Origin of the sequence: Nocardia anaemiae NBRC 100462 (assembly GCF_001612725.1) — a bacterium.
Classification (GTDB): Bacteria; Actinomycetota; Actinomycetes; order Mycobacteriales; family Mycobacteriaceae; genus Nocardia; species Nocardia anaemiae.
The window spans coordinates 104,911-120,957 of the sequence record NZ_BDAZ01000024.1; the positions used below are offsets into that span (position 1 = coordinate 104,911).

Sequence of the window (16,047 nt, forward strand, 5' to 3'; positions counted from 1 at the left end):
CAAGGTCAAGCTCGGCGAACATCCGTCGAATGCCGACGCAGCCCCCGATCCCGCCGTACTGGCGGCAGTGCAGGGACTGCTGAGCATCTGCGCACGTGCCCTGCCCGCACGCGCGGACGAGTTGGAGCGCAGGCTGCTCGCCGATCCGAATCTGCTCGGCGATATCGCCTTTGCGATCGGCGGGCCGTTCCATGTGATGTATCCGTCCCGAGTTGCCTTGAATATCAAGGCGTTCCAGCGTGCGTTCGAGCAGGCCGGTGTGGATGGCGTCGTCTACTACGGCAAGAAGGCCAACAAGGCAGCCTGTGTGGCACGTGCCTGCGCCGAATATGGTGCGGGCATTGACGTTTCCAGCATCGGCGAACTGAATACCGCACTGTCACAGGGTGTTTGCGGTGACGAGCTGATGGTCACCGGTCCCGCCAAATCCGACGATCTGCTGTGGTTGGCGGTGCGGCACCGTGCGTTGATCGCCGTGGACAGCCTCGACGAGCTCGACAGGTTGGCCGCGATCACCACCCCGGCGGCCGCGGCTCGCGTACTACTTCGGGTGCTGCCCAAGGAATCCGCGAGCCGATTCGGCATGACCACCGCGGAATTGGACCGCGCGATTTCGGTGATCGGCGCGTCCGGCACGGTCGGGCACGAATCGATTCGCCTGCACGGCTTGAGCTTCCACCTCTCCGGCTACGACGCTGTCGCACGCGCCGAACAGGCCGACGATTTGATCACCCGCTGCCTGGATGCCCGCACACTCGGCCACCCGGCCACCACCATCTCCATCGGCGGCGGGTTCGGCGTCGATTACGTGTCCGCGAGTGCCTGGTCGGAGTTCACCGAACACGCGAACGGCCGGTGGTTCCATGCGGGGAAGTCCTTCGATTCGTACTACCCCTACCACTTCCCGGCACCGGGCCCGGCCATGCTCAGCGCCATCCTCGAACACAACGCGCTCGCGGAGCGGTTGCGCGACAATGAAATCCGGCTCGCCATCGAACCCGGCCGGGCCCTGCTCGACCGCGCCGGATCCAGCGTCTTCCGGGTGCAGGGCAGCAAGACCCGCCACGCCGACGGTCACCCCTACCAACTGCTCACCGTGGACGGCACCAGCCTGAGCCTGTCCGAGCAATGGTTCGACAGTGAATACCTCCCCGATCCGATACTGTGGCCGCCGCGCCCCGGCGAGCTCACCCCGACCTGCGTCGGCGCGGCCAGCTGTCTGGAGTCCGACATGCTCAGCTGGCGGCGCATCCCGCTGCCGCGACGAGCCGAGGTCGGCGATCTGCTGATCTATCCGAATACCGCCGGTTACCAAATGGATTCGAACGAGTCGGCCTTTCATGAGTTGCCGATTCCGCCGAAGGTGGTGCTGCACGACACCGGTGATCGACTCCGCTGGACGCTCGACGCCGGATGATCCGGCACCCATTCGACCAATACCCGTACGGCCCGAACGAGGAGACCTCCATGCCGATCGTCACGCGCGTGACGGATCTGATCGGTCGCACCCCGCTATTCGAACTGGCGACCACCCCGACCGGCACCCGGCTGCTGCTCAAACTCGAGCAGTTCAATCCGACGGGTGCGGCCAAGATCAGGATGGCGCGCGCGATGATCGACGATGCGGAGCGTCGAGGTTTGCTGAGCGATGGCGGGCATATTATCGAGTCCACATCCGGGAATACCGGGCTCGGCCTCGCGGTAGTAGCTGCCGAACGTGGGTATCGCTTCACCGCGGTGGTCGATCACCACGCATGTAAGGACAAGCTGCGCGCGATGCGAGCAATGGGTGCGGAATTGGTATTCGTCGCCGATGAGGGCGACGACAATCTGGCCACCTCGGCGCGGGAAGACCTGGCCGAGGCAATGGCGGCCGGACAGTCCGATGCGTACTTCACCGAACAGCACAACAACGACGCGAACGCGGTCGGGTACTACGCCGTGGCCGAGGAATTGCTGGAAGATGTGGAGCGCGTCGATATCCTGCTGTCCGCGGTGGGCACCGGCGGTTCGCTGTTCGGCACCGCGACCCGACTGCGTCAACTCGGTTGCGCGCCAAGGGTGATCGGTGTGGAGCCCGTCGGATCGATCGCCTTCGGTGGACCGGGCGGACCGTACTGGCAGTCCGGCACCGGCACCCCGCCCGGCGCCACCATCGGCACCGCGGTCGACTATTCGCTGCTAAACGAGGGCGTCAAGGTCTCCGATATCGCGGCCTTCGCCACTGCGCGCGCCGTCGCGGCCGAACTCGGCCTGATGATCGGTGGCTCCGCGGGCGGCTCGGTACACGCCGCGCTCACCCGGCTCGAGGAGTTCCCGCCCGGCTCGACCGTGGTCACCATCGTCTGCGACGGCGGCGAGAAATACCTCGACACCGTCTTCGACGACGAGTGGATGCGCGAGCGCGATCTGCTCGACGCCGATGCCGAACGCGATGTGCGCGCCATGCTCGGTCGCTACGCTCCCGCCCGCCGGGACCGACTTGTCGAGGCGCGATGAAGCACATGCGCGCTTTCGATCACCGTTGCGCGATACCCCCTACGTCTGAAATGATCACCCAGTTAGGGTTACCTTACTCAAAAGCTCAGCGACGAGTTGGAATGGGACTCATGCCGATCGGTTTCGGGATTCGCCCCGGGGAGGTGCGATGGTGAATCTGTCCACCTTCCGCGCCGATGGCCGACAGCTGACCGCGCTGGCCGCACCGATCGCACTCACCCAGCTCGCGCAGATCGCGGTGTCCACGACCAATATCGCGCTCATGGGCACGCTCGGTGTGCGCGAGGTCGCCGCGGGCGGGCTGGCGATGGTGCTGTTCAACCAGATTCGCACCATGTGCGTCGGACTGATCACCGGCACCGGGAATCAGATCGCGTCCTCGGTGAGTGCGGCGGATAAGCGCGGCGAGTCCGCGGATGCAGAGGTCCGCGATATCGTCCGGTCGAGTTTCCTGATCGCCACCTTCGCCGGAATCATCGGCGGCGCGGTACTGGTCGGGCTCGGCTGGGCGCTGCAATGGCTCGGCCAGGACGCGGGCGTGCTCGCCGACGCCCGACCGCTCATGCTCGCCCTCGCCCCCGGACTGCTGCCCTGCCTGTGGTTCCAAGTGCTGCGGCAGTACACCGTCGGTATGCAGCGTCCGCAGGCGCTGCTGCTGGTCACCCTCGGCTCGGTGGTGCTGAATCTGCTACTGGCCCTTACCTTCATGCACGGCTGGGTCGGACTGCCCGCACTGGGCCTGACCGGCATCGGCATCGCGTCGTCACTGGTCCACCTCATCACCTTCGGAGTCTTCTTCGCGATGGTGCGCGCCGATGCGACACTCGGCGCCACACTGCCGCTGCGTCCGTGGCCGGTGCACGTGCCGACCATCTGGGCCGAGCTCAAACTCGGTGCGCCGATCGCGCTCACCTACGGTTCGGAGGCGGGCATGTTCTCCGTGCTCGCCCTGGTGATGGGCAGTATCGGACCGGCCGCGCTGGCCGCGCACAACGTGGTCTACCAGATTATCTATATCGTCTTCCAGGTCGCGATCGGCCTGTCGCACGGCGCGTCCATTCTGGTCAGCCATGCCGTCGCGCGTGACGAATTCGGCCACGCCCGCGCGCTGGCCTGGCTGGCGCTACAGCACGCGGGCATCGTCGCCGCGGTCACCGGCACGGTCTATATCGCCGCGCCGAAGCTCGTGCTGAGCCCCTTCCTCGAACCGAGCGACACCGCGACGATGGAGCTGGCCCGCTCGCTACTGCTCATCGGCATCGTGCTCCAATTCTTCGATGCCGCACAGAACATCGGCACCGGACTGCTGCGCGGTCTGAAGGAGACCAAGGCGGGCTTCCGTCTTTCCCTGGTCGGCTATTGGCTCGTCGGCCTACCCACCGCCCTACTGCTGGCCTTCCCGCTCGGCCTCGGCGCCGCGGGCGTCTGGTGGGGTCTGACCGCGGGCCTGGCAAGCACCGCCGTCCTCATGCTCCGCCGTTACTTCGCCCTGCTCGACACCGCCGCCGCCACCCACCCGCACCCGCTCCCACAATCCCTACCCACCCCTTCCTGACCTCGTGAAATCCGGACTTAACGGGCGGCGGAAAAGTGTTGTGCAGCAACCTGATAGCGTGCGGGGAATGCGGCAGAGCCTGGCATTGAGTTGTGAGCGGATCTCCGCTGAACTGCTCGACCACTTCGATGGGGTCGGGATGGTGCGCGGCGAGTACGTGTTCCGCGCGGCCGGGAAATATCCGACGCCCGAATCGGTTTCGGGTTACCTCGTGCCATACCTGCGCCATATTGCGAAGCGGACCAGCGGAACAACGATCTGGTATCGCACCATGGAAGCCGATACCGCCGAATGCAATATCCTCGACGGCGTCGAAGAGATCATCGACGAGCCGCATAAACTGCTCGGCCTGCGCGGTATTCGCCGAGCGCGTCGCTTTCCCGACGCATTCGTCGCCGAACTCGAGGGCATTGCCCAGGTGCGCGAGGAGGGCGCGGATATCGGCGTGCTTTTCCCCTTCGTCACCTATGTCGACGAATTGCAGTGGGCCATCGAGCAAACCAGGGCCGTGATCGGCGACTGCCCGGTCGCCACCATGATCGAGATCCCGTCGCTGCTGCTCGAGGTCGACCGTGTCGTGACCACCGGGGTGTCACGGGTGGTGATCGGCTGCAACGATCTGTCCTCGCTGTTGCTCGGTCAGGCCCGCGCCACGCTGCGGCCGGTTCGTCCCGTTCCGCCGCTGCTGCGCGCGATCGAGCGCGTCACCATGGTGGCCGCCGCCGCGGGTGTGCGGACCGCGGTCGCCGGTTATCTGCATCCGGACCTGCGCGCGGCCTGCGCGAACCTCGGCGTCGACGAATGCGTGCTGCACTACTCCGATCTGCCCGAAGTACTCGGTGAGCAGTTCGCGGACCTGCCGGATCTCGATGTGCTCCAAGCGATCAAGCGCAAGACCCGCGCCGCGATCGCGCTGTACGACGCGGAGCGGGCGGCCGGATCCGGTCCCGACCACCCGCACGCCCATCAGACGTTGACGCCGTAGTCGCGGGCAATACCCGCGAGCCCGGAGGCATAGCCCTGACCGATGGCACGGAACTTCCATTCGTTGTTGTGCCGGTACAACTCCCCGAACACCATGGCGGTCTCGGTGGACGCGTCCTCGGTGAGGTCATACCGAGCCAGCTCGGCGCCGGTGGTCGCATCGACTACGCGGATGTAGGCGTTGCGGATCTGGCCGAACGACTGTCCGCGCGCATCGGCATCGTGAATGGATACCGGGAAGAAGATATTGGTGATCGTCGGTGGCGTCGCCGCCAGATCGACATTGATCACCTCGTCATCGCCTTCTCCCTCACCGGTGAGATTGTCACCGGTATGTTCGATCGTGCCCTCGGGCGAGCGCAGATTGTTGTAGAACACGAAGTGCTGATCCGACAGCACACGCTGATTCGGCCCGGTGGCGAGCGCACTCGCATCGAGGTCGTAATCGGCCCCAGTGGTCGTTCGCACATCCCAACCGAGCCCGACCGCAACCTTGGTGAGGTTGGCGGCCTGCTTCGACAGCGAGACATTTCCGCCTTTGGCCAATGTGACGCTCATGATCCCCTTCCATTCGACGCGTTCGCGCCGCCTTTCATCACGATTATTACTCTGTACCGGACTGGTTGTGCCGGTTCAGTTCTGGAGATCGGCCCAGGCGCGCAATGTCTGCACGCGCCCTTCGAGCGCATGCAATTCGCTCGCGTCCAGTACGGTGCGCTCGATTCCGTGCGCCACCGCGAAGGCCGACTGCCGGTGGTCATCGATGACTTCGACATCGATCTGGACCGCGACATAGTCTGTCGCACCGGGCATTTCCTCGGCGATAACCCGCGCCTGTCCACGCGCGCACAGCGCGACATTGCCACCGCCGAGAATCAGCAGTGCGACATTGGGCCTTTCGCGCAAGCGGGCCAGCGAACCGCGATCGAATTTCAGGCTGAGCAGAATCTGCCGATCACCCGCGCGCACCGGCCAGGACACCGGAATCGCATGCGGCGCTGGGTCGGTGGTGACCAGCACCGCGATCGTCTCCTGGGGCCATTCCGGGAGTACGTCCAGTTCGGGATGATCGGCCGTAGAGTGGTCTTGACGTTGCACGGGGCTCGCTCCGGCTGCCATGTTCGTCACCTCTTGATCGCTGCAACGCGGCGGGCTGTGCCACGTTCGCTGCAAGTCTAAGGTGCTGTGTCCCTTGTTCGCTGGCGCTGCGACCTTTGTCCGAAGTGCTCTCAGCCACCTCTCAGGACCTCGATACCGCGTCGTAGCGTCCCGGCGCCGGATCCTCGAGGATTATGCGGAGAGGCTACCCTCATTTCAAAGGGACAATTCCGCCAAGCCGCCTGTCCGGGACACCACAGCACTGTCCGGTTGACGGGCCGTCACCAGTCGATGCATCATTTCTGACAGCACTCTGTTCAGCAGGTGCTTCTCCATTTCGCCGGCCGATGACTGTCCGGCCCGGCGTGCTGCTCCGGTCCTGCTCGGCCGCTGTGCCGTGCCCGCACCGACAGCACTGATCCAAGCAGACGCGATGGCGTCCGGCCGTGAGTGAGGTGAGAACGACATGGTGTACCGATCGTCTGAGACTCGGCTGATCACTTCGTTCCTGCACTACGGCATCGTCCCGAATTTCTGAATTCGGCCGCGCCGGGCGCGGCAGCCGAGGACGGCGCCGACGGCGTCGTCCGCAGCGGTGCCCGGGTGTAGCGCGGTACCACGGGACATTTCGGCACAGATACGGACGTGGAGCAGACACATGGTTGATATGGGGGCAATGGATTCCGGAGCGGTCGATATGGTGGCGTGGCCGACGGCGGGCAATCTCGTCGTCTCGCCCGCGATGCTGGACGACCTGGGCTATCTGCGCGGCGAGTTGGCCGCCGCGGAGGTGCCGTTCCTGCTGATTCGCGATGGCGAACATCGGCTGGCACTGGCCGCGGATGCCGCGCAGCGGAATATGGTGCGTCGGGTGACGGCCACCGCCGTCGCCGCGGGTTTCGCGTGTAGCGAGGTGCGGCACAATGTCTTTCGGTTGAGTCGCGATGCCGATCCGGCGCATTACGTGGATCTGGAGCTGTGGGAGTACCACGGCGACACCGTCGAATGCCCGCGGCCGAATTCCTTCACCCGCAATGTCTTCGACCTCGCCGATGTCGAATGCACGGAGGTTCGGCTGTTCGACCGCAATTGGCCGACACTGACGGATATGTTCGCCCCGCAGCCGACCGACGTCGGCTTCGATATCGATCTGGTGTTCTCCTGGGTCGATGGCACCGATCCCGAATTCCGCGCCCGCCGTGCGGGAATGCTGGCCCAGGTCGTGGTCGGTGAGGGCGATGACGCGGACGCTCGGATCCGCCAGATCGACGAACTGAAGTACGCACTTCGCTCGGTGTACAAGAATGCGCCGTGGATCCGCCGGATCTTCATCGCGACCGATTCCGCGGTGCCGGAATGGCTCGACGAACATCCACGGGTGACGGTGGTGCGCGCGGTCGATCACTTCAGCGATACCAGCGGGCTGCCCACCTTCAATTCCCATGCGGTGGAATGTCAATTGCAGCATATCGATGGGCTCAGCGAACATTTCCTGTATTCGAACGACGATATGTTCTTCGCGCGTCCGGTGCGGCCGTCGATGTTCTTCACCCCGGCCGGGGTGAGTCGGTTCATCGAGGCGGGCACCCGCATCGGACCGGGTCGGAACAACGAGCGGCGCAGTGGTTTCGAGAATGCCGCGCGGGTGAATCGAGAACTGCTGGCCGGGCGGTTCGGACATGTCATCACCCGGCATCTGGAACACACACCGGTTCCCTTGCGGCGCAGTGTATTACTCGAAATGGAGCAGGAATTCGCGACCGACTTCGCGCGGACCAGGGCCAGCAGATTCCGTGCGGCCACCGACATTTCGGTGACGAACTCGCTGTACCACTACTACGCCATGCTCACCGGGCGCGCGGTGCCGCAGGAGATGGCGCGGATGCGCTATGTCGACACCACGAGTCGACGTGGGCTCGCACTGCTCGACGGACTCGCCGTCCATCGTGATGTCGATTTCTTCTGCCTCAACGACGGCAGTTTTCCGGAGGTCGCGGAGGCCGAACGGGTGCGGGCGGTATCGGAATTTCTGTCCGCCTACTTCCCGGACCGCGCGCCGTGGGAACGGGTCAGTGCACGGCCTCGTCATCTTCCGGAGTCTGCGCCTGGCGCCGCATGACCCGCGGAATGCGGGCGGCGGGCGGGATCACGATGCCCTCCTCGGCCAGCTTGCGCGCCGCCTCTTCCGGGGTGGACGGGGTGCCGACGGTCGGGCCGCGATCGATCGGGACCACCGAGTGCACGATGGTGTCCGGATAGATGTGCACGTAGTTGAAGGCCTGCGCGCCGTCGCGGCCGCGTAGGCCGCCCTCGGCGACGGCCAAATCCTGGCTGTAGCAGGTCGCCGACGCGACCGAGACCGGGATGCCCGCGAAGGTGGCGCTGGTCGAAAAGTGCAGGTGCCCAGCGAGAATCGCGCGGACATCGGTGCCGTCGAGCACATCGGCCAGCCTGCGCTGGTCGCGCAGTTCGACGGTGACCGCGAGATCGAGCACACACGGCACCGGCGGGTGGTGCATCGCCAGAATCGTGCCGAAGGGGGCTGGTTCGGCCAGTACCGATCGCAGCCAGTCCAGCTGTTCGTCGCGGATTTCGCCGTAGTGGTGGCCGGGGACGCTGGTGTCCAGAGCGATGATGCGCAGGCCGTCGATCATGTGCACTCGATCGAGCGGCTTCGTCGACGCGCGCTCACCGAGCAGCGTTCGGCGCAGTTCACCGCGATCGTCGTGATTGCCGGTAACCCACACGATCGGCGCACGCAACTTGCGCGCGAACGGTTCTACTATTGCGCGGAGCTTCTCGTACGCGTCCGGCTCGCCCTGATCGGTGAGGTCACCGGTGAAGATCAGCGCGGTCGGGCGGATGCGGCTGGCCGCGGCCTGATCGAGCAACTGTCGAAGACGCTGATCCGCGTCCACGTCGCCGTACAGCGCGCCGTCGCCGATCAAATGGGTGTCGCTGAAATGGAACAGCACATGATTCGGTCGCGGGTGCTCCGCGACTCTGCTGGTGGGCACCGAACCGAACGTCCTTCCCCGGCGGATTCGCCCGCCATTGGCTTCGGGTTCCATCGCCAGGATAGCGAAGACCTATTGACAGACTGCCCGCCGCACGGTGACAACATGCTTGCGGGAAGGTGAGAGTTCGGTGTCATCGCACCGACCCGCCATATCACTACGCTCGGCGAGCTGCCGGAGGCGCGGCGCTAGCTGCCGAGGGTGTCGGCGGTGCGGAGGGCGTCCAAGACCATGGGGGTGTCGACGGTGAAGGGTTCGTTGTGGATGGTTTCGCCGGGGGCGGTGGCGCGTTCGGCGATGGCGGTCAGGGTTCGGTTGTCGGGATCGGTCAGCCCGAGTGCGGCGAAGGTGGTCGGCAGTCCGACCGAAGCGCAGAATTCGAGGACCGTCGAAATCTCTGCGGCGGCAGCGCCTTCCAGCACCAGCTGGGTGAGGACGCCGAAGGCTACCTTTTCGCCGTGTAGGTACGGGTGCGTTTGCGGGGCGGCGGTCAGGCCGTTGTGAATGGCGTGGGCGGCGGCCAGGCCGGAGGATTCGAAGCCGAGGCCGGAGAGCAGCGTGTTGGCTTCGACGATGCGCTCGAGTGCCGGGGTGACGGTGTGGTTGCGGACCGCGGCGAGGGCCTGGGTTCCGTCGGCGAGCAGAGTCTGGTAGCAGAGTTCGGCCAATGCGGTGGCGCTGCGGGTCGAGGCGCCGCCGCGCATATTGCGGACCCGCGCGGCACTGCAGGTCCGCGCCTCGAACCAGGTCGCGAGCGCGTCGCCCATACCCGCGGTGAGCAGCCGCACCGGAGCCTGCGCGATAGCGGACGTATCGACCAGCACCAATGCCGGATTCCGCCGAACCAGCTGATAGGCCTCGAATTCCCCAGCATCGGTATAGATCACCGACAACGCACTGCACGGCGCGTCACTGGACGCCGTCGTCGGACAACTGATCATCGGCAGCTCCAGATCATCGGCCACCGCGCGCGCCGTATCGAGCACCTTGCCCCCACCGGCGCCCAACACCACCGTGCTCCCACTCTCCTGCACGGCCGCGGTCACCCGCGCGATCTCCGCCCGACTGCACTCACCCCCGGACCGGTGCACCGAATACTCGATCTTCGCCTCGGTGAGCGAGTCCCGCCACGTCTGCGCCAACAACCGATACGCACTCGCCCCCGCCACAATCATCACCGGCCCCCCGATCCCCAACCGCGTCATCTCCGCCCCGAGCGCCGCCGTCGCATCCCGGCCCTGCACATAATGCCCCGGCGAAGAAAACACACTCAGCATCTGCCACCTCCCGATCCCGGGCACCGCCGATTCGCCCACACCGCCGCCCGACAGCCGACTCCGTACCCAAACGCTACGCGTCCGCCGCACCCTCCGACCACCACCCCGCGCGGCCTCGCCGAGGCGGTGGGGCGACGGCACGTCATCAAGCGACCGCACAAGCGCCTTCTCAGTGCGCACCCGCGATCGGGCATCTGCCGTGGTGAACAGAGGTGGTCACGACCGTGCGTCAATGGGTGGCGCTACGGCCAGTACTTGCGCCAATCGGCGGCCGACAGCGGCCCGCGCTCGCCGCGGGCAGCTTCGGCGGCATCCTCGGTGGCGCGGATTTCCGATGCGAAGGACAACGTGGCCTTGCGGAGGCGTTCTTCGGCGCTGTCTTCGCCGCCCAGCGCGACGGTGCGGAGGCTGTCGGGGATCAGGTCTTCGGGCAGGCCCGCTTTGAGGCTGCGGGAGCGGATCTTCTCGGCCAGTGCGAGGGCGGGTTGAGCCATGGCTATGCCGTCCAGGCAGGAGCGGCGGGACTTTTCCGCGGATTTGCGTTCCTCCCAGGCCTTTTCCTGGGCGGCGATTTTCTCCGCGACGGTGGCCGACGGGTCGATGGGTTCGTCGGCGAGATGCGGGCTGCGGTTGACGAGTTTGGCGACCAGTGCGGCGGCGACATCGTCGACGGTGAATTCGCCTGCGGCCTGGGCGATTCGGGAGTGGAACAGCACCTGCAGCAGTAGGTCGCCGAGTTCTTCCTTGATGGTTTCGGCGTCGTTGTGCTGGATGGCGTCGAGCAGTTCGTAGGTTTCCTCGAGCAGGTACGGGCGCAGCGAGTCGTGGGTTTGCGTCACCTCCCAGCCGCCGAAGTTCCACAGCCGGTCCATCACCTCGACCGCCCCGGTCAGACCCGCCGCCACCACGGCGGTATCGGTTCGGCCGGATTCGGCCGCAGCAGGTCCGGGTTCGAACACCGGATGATCGTCGGCACCATTGGCCCGCCCCGCCTCCGCCGCCGCATGCCGAGCGGCGCGCAGCACGGCTTCGTCGCGGTCCGAACTCATCGAGCCGCCGTGGCTTCGGTCGCGACCCGCAGCTCGACGAAACCTTTCGGCTTGCCATCCAACTGCAGCAACAGGTCGGCAACGAATTGCAACAGGACGACGTCGCGCACCCGGTCGGCACCCACACTGTCTTCCACCCGGGGCAGTGGCAGTTGCACAACACCACTTGCCGCGCGGTAGCCCGCGCTCGGGTACAGACGCTTCAACCGCATCTGCTTGGAGTCGGGCAGACTCATCGGCGAAACCTTCAATGTGGTTCCGGTGACCGCGATTTCGGTGACGTCGTATTCGCGCGCCAGCAGACGCAGCTTCGCAACCGACACCAACCTGCCGACCTCGACGGGCAGCGGCCCGTACCGGTCGACGAGTTCCTCGACGACCGATTCCAGTGCCGGATCATCTTGCGCCGCAGCGAGTTTGCGGTAGGCCTCCAACCGGAGCCGATCGCTGGTGATGTAGTCGGGCGGGATATGCGCATCCACCGGGAGGTCGATGCGAACCTCCTTGACCTCCTCGGTGGTAATCGGCTTACCGTCGGCGGCCGCCCGATACGCCTCCACCGCCTCACCGACCAGCCGCACATACAGGTCGAAGCCGACACCGGCCACATGCCCGGACTGCTCGGCGCCCAGCACATTTCCGGCACCACGGATTTCGAGGTCTTTCATGGCGACCGCCATACCCGCGCCCAGATCGGAGTTCTGGGAAATGGTGGCGAGCCGGTCGTAGGCCGTCTCGGTGAGCGGCTTCTCCGGCGGATAGAGGAAATACGCGTACCCACGCTCACGACTGCGGCCGACGCGCCCGCGCAACTGGTGCAGCTGCGAAAGACCCAGAGCGTCCGCGCGTTCCACGATCAACGTATTCGCATTGGAGATATCCAGCCCGGTCTCGATGATGGTGGTACAGACGAGCACATCGAATTCGCGCTCCCAGAACCCCTGCACGGTCTGTTCGAGCACGTCCTCGTTCATCTGGCCGTGCGCGACCACCACCCGCGCCTCGGGCACCAGATCCCGAATGCGCTTGGCGGCCTTATCGATCGACGAGACCCGGTTGTGCACGTAGAAGACCTGGCCGTCCCGCAGCAGCTCACGCCGAATGGCCGCGGTGACCTGCTTGTCGTTGTACCCGCCGACATAGGTGAGCACCGGATGCCGCTCCTCCGGCGGCGTGAGGATGGTCGACATCTCCCGAATGCCCGCCAGACTCATCTCCAAGGTGCGCGGAATCGGCGTTGCGGACATGGTCAGCACATCGACGTGCGTGCGTAGCGCCTTGATGTGCTCCTTGTGCTCGACACCGAAACGCTGTTCCTCGTCGACGACGACCAGGCCGAGATCCTTCCACCGCACACCGGTCTGCAGCAGCCGATGCGTACCGACCACGATATCGACCGAACCGTCGGCCATCCCCTCGAGCACGGCGCGGGATTCGGCCGGATCGGTGAAGCGGGACAGCCCCTTGACGGTCACCGGGAATCCGGCGACGCGTTCGGTGAAGGTCTGCAGATGCTGTTGCGCCAGCAGGGTTGTCGGCACCAGCACGACGACCTGCTTACCGTCCTGTACCGCCTTGAACGCGGCGCGCACGGCGATCTCGGTCTTGCCGTAGCCGACATCACCACAGACCACACGGTCCATCGGGACCGCCTTCTCCATATCGGCCTTCACCTCGGCGATGGCGGTCATCTGGTCGACGGTTTCGGTGAACGCGAACGCGTCCTCCATCTCCTTCTGCCACGGACTGTCCGGACCGAACGCGTGACCGGGCGCGGCCTGGCGCGCCGCGTACAGCTGCACCAGCTCACCGGCGATCTCGCGAACCGCCTTGCGCGCCTTGCGTTTCGTATTCGCCCAGTCCGAGCCGCCGAGCTTGGACAGACTCGGCATTTCACCACCGACATAGCGCGAGAGCTGATCCAGCGACTCCATCGGCACGAACAGCCGGTCACCGGGCTGACCGCGCTTACCGGGCGCATATTCGATGACCAGGTATTCCCGCCGCGCCCCGCCGACGGTGCGCTCGATCATCTCCACGAACCGGCCGATGCCGTGCTGATCGTGCACAACCATGTCACCGGCGTTCAGTGCCAGCGGGTCGACTTGATTGCGACGCTTGGCCGGTAGCCGCTTACCCTCCGCCGGTGCGGTGACCCGATTGCCGGTGAGGTCGGATTCGGCGACAACCACCAGACCGGCGTCATCGAAGACCAAGCCGTCGTGCAGCGAACCGCACAGCACACCGACCAGTCCGGGCGTCGGTTCGGCACCCGACGCCAAGAGCGCCGCGGGCACGTCGGCATCGGAGAGTCGTTCCAGAATGCGTTGCGCCGTACCGTGTCCCGCCACGACCACCACCGCGCGGCCACCGGTCAGCACATGTGCGCGCAATGACGCGAAGATCGTCGCCACCAGCTCATCGGATCCGCGCGCGGCCGGACCGGGCAGCACCGGCAGCACGACCTCGGCGGGATCACCCGAAGTCAGCGGGCTCAGCGTCCACCACGGCAGACCGTGTGCGTTTGCGCTGTCATGGATTTGGGGCAGCGCGCGGTACCCGGAGGCGGCGAGGTCGAGTCCGTGCCCGCCGAGCGGTGCCGCACCGCCGAACGAGGCGGCGGTCCACGATGCCTCCAGGAACTCCTCACCCGTGCGCACCAAATCGGCCGCACGCGTGCGGATCTTCTCCGGATCGCACAGCAATAACTGGGTGCCCTCCGGCAAAACCTCGGTGAGCAGCCGCAGTTCGCCGGGCTGCAGCACCGGCAGCAGGGCCTCCATGCCCTCGACCGGAATGCCCTCGGCCAGCTTCTCCAACATCTCGACCAGCGCCGCATCGGCGGCATTGGCCACCGCGACCTCGGCGGCGCGATCGCGAACGGCCTCGGTGAGCAACAGTTCCCGACACGGCGGCGCGACGACCACATCCACTGTCACATCGGTCAGCGAGCGCTGATCGGCGACCGCGAAGGGCCGCAGCTCGGTCACCTCATCGCCCCAGAACTCCACGCGCACCGGATGATCCGCGGTCGGCGGGAACAGATCGAGAATGCCGCCGCGCACCGCGAACTCGCCGCGCTTACCGACCATATCGACGCGGGTGTAGGCGAATTCGATCAGGCGCAAGAGCAATTCGTCGAAATCGAACTCCGCGCCGACGCGCAGCACAATCGGTTCGATATCGCCGAGGCTCGCGGCCATCGGCTGCATCAGGGAGCGAACGGTCGTCACCACGACCCGCAGCGGTTCCGGGAATACCGGATCTTCCGGATGCGCCAGCCGCCGCAGCACCTCCAGCCTGCGGCCCACGGTGTCGGCACCCGGCGACAACCGCTCATGCGGCAGTGTCTCCCACGACGGGAACTGCGCGACCGCCGCGCCGAGGATTTCCTCCAGTTCGACCGTCAGATCATCGGCTTCCCGCCCGGTCGCCGTCACCACCACCAGTGGCCGCTGGGCCGCGATCGTCGCCGCGACGAACGGCCGCACCGCCGACGGCCCGACCAATTCGACCGGCGACTTACCGACCAGGTCGGCGACGGTCCGCAGGGCCGAATCGGCCCCGGCCACCGCGGCCAGTCCGGCAAGGGGTGGACGGTGGGTGGACATCAAACACTCCTGAGCTCAGGCGGGCTTTTTAGTTCGGCGAACCGAGTCTAGCCACCACTACCGACACCCGAACTCCCCGCACTGGGCTCCCGCACATCTCGCAATGCCGTCGCATATCCAGTGGGTACGTCGCACAAGCTATGCCCTATGCGAGGCAGTCACACGCTATGCGTCAACTCGCCGAGCCGAAGGCTCGGGGCTAGGGGACGTAGCGGCGTAGACGGCGGGCGGCGAATTCGCGGAAGTAGGAGAGTTTTTCCGGTGGGACGATCGAGGGCAAGAAGAAGTACCAGGCGCGCTCCATGCGGGTCGCCATCTGATCGATCGAATCGGTGCCGACCGCGGTGATGTGCACGCCCGCGGTCATTTCCTGCAGCAGCAGGCCGATCACCTCGGCGTCCAGATCGGCCTCTAGGTCGCCCTGGGCGATGGCCCGCTCGGCTAGTACACGGTAGGTATCGCCCCAGGTCTTGGCGATATTGTCGCCCTGGGCGCCGCGATAGTCGCCGATCTGATGGGTCAGCTTGAGCATCGCGCCGACCATCGGATCGTTCATGGATAGGTCCGCGACGACATAGGTGATCCCGATGCATGCCTCGAGCGCGGGCACTCTGGGATCGAAGAAACCCTGGCACGAACTGACCAAGCGCTCATTGCCCTGGTCGACCACGGCGCGCGCTAGCTCTTCCTTCGAACCGAAGTGAAAGTACAAGGCGCCCTTGGTCACGTTCGACTGCGCGATGATCTCGCTCAGGCTCGCATTCGCATATCCCAAGCGCAGAAAGACATCGGCAGCGCCCGCCAGGACGGAATCGCGGGTGATCTCCGCGCGCGCTTGCCTAGCCATCAGATCCGCCTGTCATCCTAAAACCAGCCATCCTGAAGTAGACCGACATCCCGAAGTAGACCGACTTACCGCTCGAACAGCACCCTGAGGATGGGTGAACCGTACCACCA

The 16,047-nt window shown here is 65.8% G+C and carries 12 protein-coding genes; 5 read left to right on the forward strand and 7 right to left on the reverse strand.

The genetic code is table 11. From position 1 onward, the window contains the following. The first annotated feature begins 58 nt into the window (after positions 1-58). The 4 genes from NA5_RS15635 (at position 59) to NA5_RS15650 (ending at position 5,039) form a co-directional block, all read left to right on the forward strand. Entirely contained in the window at positions 59-1,417 is a 1,359-nt protein-coding gene (locus tag NA5_RS15635; RefSeq protein ID WP_371856426.1) for an alanine racemase, read from the forward strand. A 50-nt stretch (positions 1,418-1,467) separates the two neighbouring features. Beyond that, complete coding sequence (locus NA5_RS15640) at positions 1,468-2,499, forward strand: PLP-dependent cysteine synthase family protein (RefSeq protein ID WP_062986604.1); 1,032 nt, start codon at positions 1,468-1,470, stop codon at positions 2,497-2,499. A 148-nt stretch (positions 2,500-2,647) separates the two neighbouring features. Beyond that, positions 2,648-4,054 carry an MATE family efflux transporter gene (locus NA5_RS15645; RefSeq protein WP_062986418.1) on the forward strand — a complete coding sequence of 469 codons (1,407 nt, stop codon included), beginning with the start codon at positions 2,648-2,650 and terminating at the stop codon, positions 4,052-4,054. A gap of 67 nt (positions 4,055-4,121) precedes the next feature. Beyond that, positions 4,122-5,039: a putative PEP-binding protein gene (locus NA5_RS15650; protein ID WP_062986419.1), complete on the forward strand. Its 918-nt coding sequence runs from the start codon at positions 4,122-4,124 to the stop codon at positions 5,037-5,039. Here NA5_RS15650 and NA5_RS15655 read toward each other — a convergent pair. Together NA5_RS15655 and NA5_RS15660 are read right to left on the reverse strand one after the other, a co-directional pair. After that, positions 5,021-5,596 carry a TerD family protein gene (locus tag NA5_RS15655; RefSeq protein WP_062986421.1) on the reverse strand — a complete coding sequence of 192 codons (576 nt, stop codon included), beginning with the start codon at positions 5,594-5,596 and terminating at the stop codon, positions 5,021-5,023. The genes NA5_RS15650 and NA5_RS15655 overlap by 19 nt on opposite strands. A 75-nt stretch (positions 5,597-5,671) precedes the next feature. Further along, complete coding sequence (locus NA5_RS15660) at positions 5,672-6,157, reverse strand: hypothetical protein (protein ID WP_062986422.1); 486 nt, start codon at positions 6,155-6,157, stop codon at positions 5,672-5,674. A gap of 646 nt (positions 6,158-6,803) precedes the next feature. Here NA5_RS15660 and NA5_RS15665 point away from each other — a divergent pair. Next, positions 6,804-8,255 (forward strand): stealth family protein, encoded by a 1,452-nt coding sequence (locus NA5_RS15665; protein ID WP_371856427.1) that lies wholly within the window; start codon positions 6,804-6,806, stop codon positions 8,253-8,255. On the opposite strand, the gene NA5_RS15670 is transcribed toward NA5_RS15665, so the two are convergent. The 5 genes from NA5_RS15670 to NA5_RS15690 form a co-directional block, all read right to left on the reverse strand. Then, a complete protein-coding gene (locus NA5_RS15670) occupies positions 8,206-9,207 on the reverse strand; it encodes a phosphodiesterase (protein ID WP_084484162.1) in 1,002 nt (333 codons plus the stop codon). The two genes, NA5_RS15665 and NA5_RS15670, sit on opposite strands and share 50 nt — an antisense overlap. 134 nt (positions 9,208-9,341) lie before the next feature. Next, complete coding sequence (locus NA5_RS15675) at positions 9,342-10,430, reverse strand: glycerol dehydrogenase (RefSeq protein WP_062986607.1); 1,089 nt, start codon at positions 10,428-10,430, stop codon at positions 9,342-9,344. A 242-nt stretch (positions 10,431-10,672) separates the two neighbouring features. Then, positions 10,673-11,479: a nucleoside triphosphate pyrophosphohydrolase gene (locus tag NA5_RS15680; protein ID WP_084484163.1), complete on the reverse strand. Its 807-nt coding sequence runs from the start codon at positions 11,477-11,479 to the stop codon at positions 10,673-10,675. Then, a complete protein-coding gene (gene mfd, locus NA5_RS15685) occupies positions 11,476-15,090 on the reverse strand; it encodes a transcription-repair coupling factor (protein WP_062986426.1) in 3,615 nt (1,204 codons plus the stop codon). Before mfd ends, NA5_RS15680 begins: the two co-directional genes overlap by 4 nt. Positions 15,091-15,289: 199 nt before the next feature. After that, positions 15,290-15,937, reverse strand: a complete 648-nt coding sequence (locus NA5_RS15690) for a TetR family transcriptional regulator (RefSeq protein ID WP_062986428.1) — start codon at positions 15,935-15,937, stop codon at positions 15,290-15,292. Positions 15,938-16,047 lie beyond the last annotated feature (110 nt).

Coding starts and splice junctions, on each gene's coding strand:
- NA5_RS15650 (WP_062986419.1), top strand. CDS start 4,122: ATGCGGCAGAGCCTGGCATTGAGTTGTGAGCGGATCTCCGCTGAACTG.
- NA5_RS15665 (WP_371856427.1), top strand. CDS start 6,804: ATGGGGGCAATGGATTCCGGAGCGGTCGATATGGTGGCGTGGCCGACG.
- NA5_RS15690 (WP_062986428.1), bottom strand. CDS start 15,937: ATGGCTAGGCAAGCGCGCGCGGAGATCACCCGCGATTCCGTCCTGGCG.
- NA5_RS15640 (WP_062986604.1), top strand. CDS start 1,468: ATGCCGATCGTCACGCGCGTGACGGATCTGATCGGTCGCACCCCGCTA.
- NA5_RS15675 (WP_062986607.1), bottom strand. CDS start 10,430: ATGCTGAGTGTGTTTTCTTCGCCGGGGCATTATGTGCAGGGCCGGGAT.
- NA5_RS15660 (WP_062986422.1), bottom strand. CDS start 6,157: ATGGCAGCCGGAGCGAGCCCCGTGCAACGTCAAGACCACTCTACGGCC.
- mfd (WP_062986426.1), bottom strand. CDS start 15,090: ATGTCCACCCACCGTCCACCCCTTGCCGGACTGGCCGCGGTGGCCGGG.
- NA5_RS15655 (WP_062986421.1), bottom strand. CDS start 5,596: ATGAGCGTCACATTGGCCAAAGGCGGAAATGTCTCGCTGTCGAAGCAG.
- NA5_RS15680 (WP_084484163.1), bottom strand. CDS start 11,479: ATGAGTTCGGACCGCGACGAAGCCGTGCTGCGCGCCGCTCGGCATGCG.
- NA5_RS15670 (WP_084484162.1), bottom strand. CDS start 9,207: ATGGAACCCGAAGCCAATGGCGGGCGAATCCGCCGGGGAAGGACGTTC.
- NA5_RS15645 (WP_062986418.1), top strand. CDS start 2,648: ATGGTGAATCTGTCCACCTTCCGCGCCGATGGCCGACAGCTGACCGCG.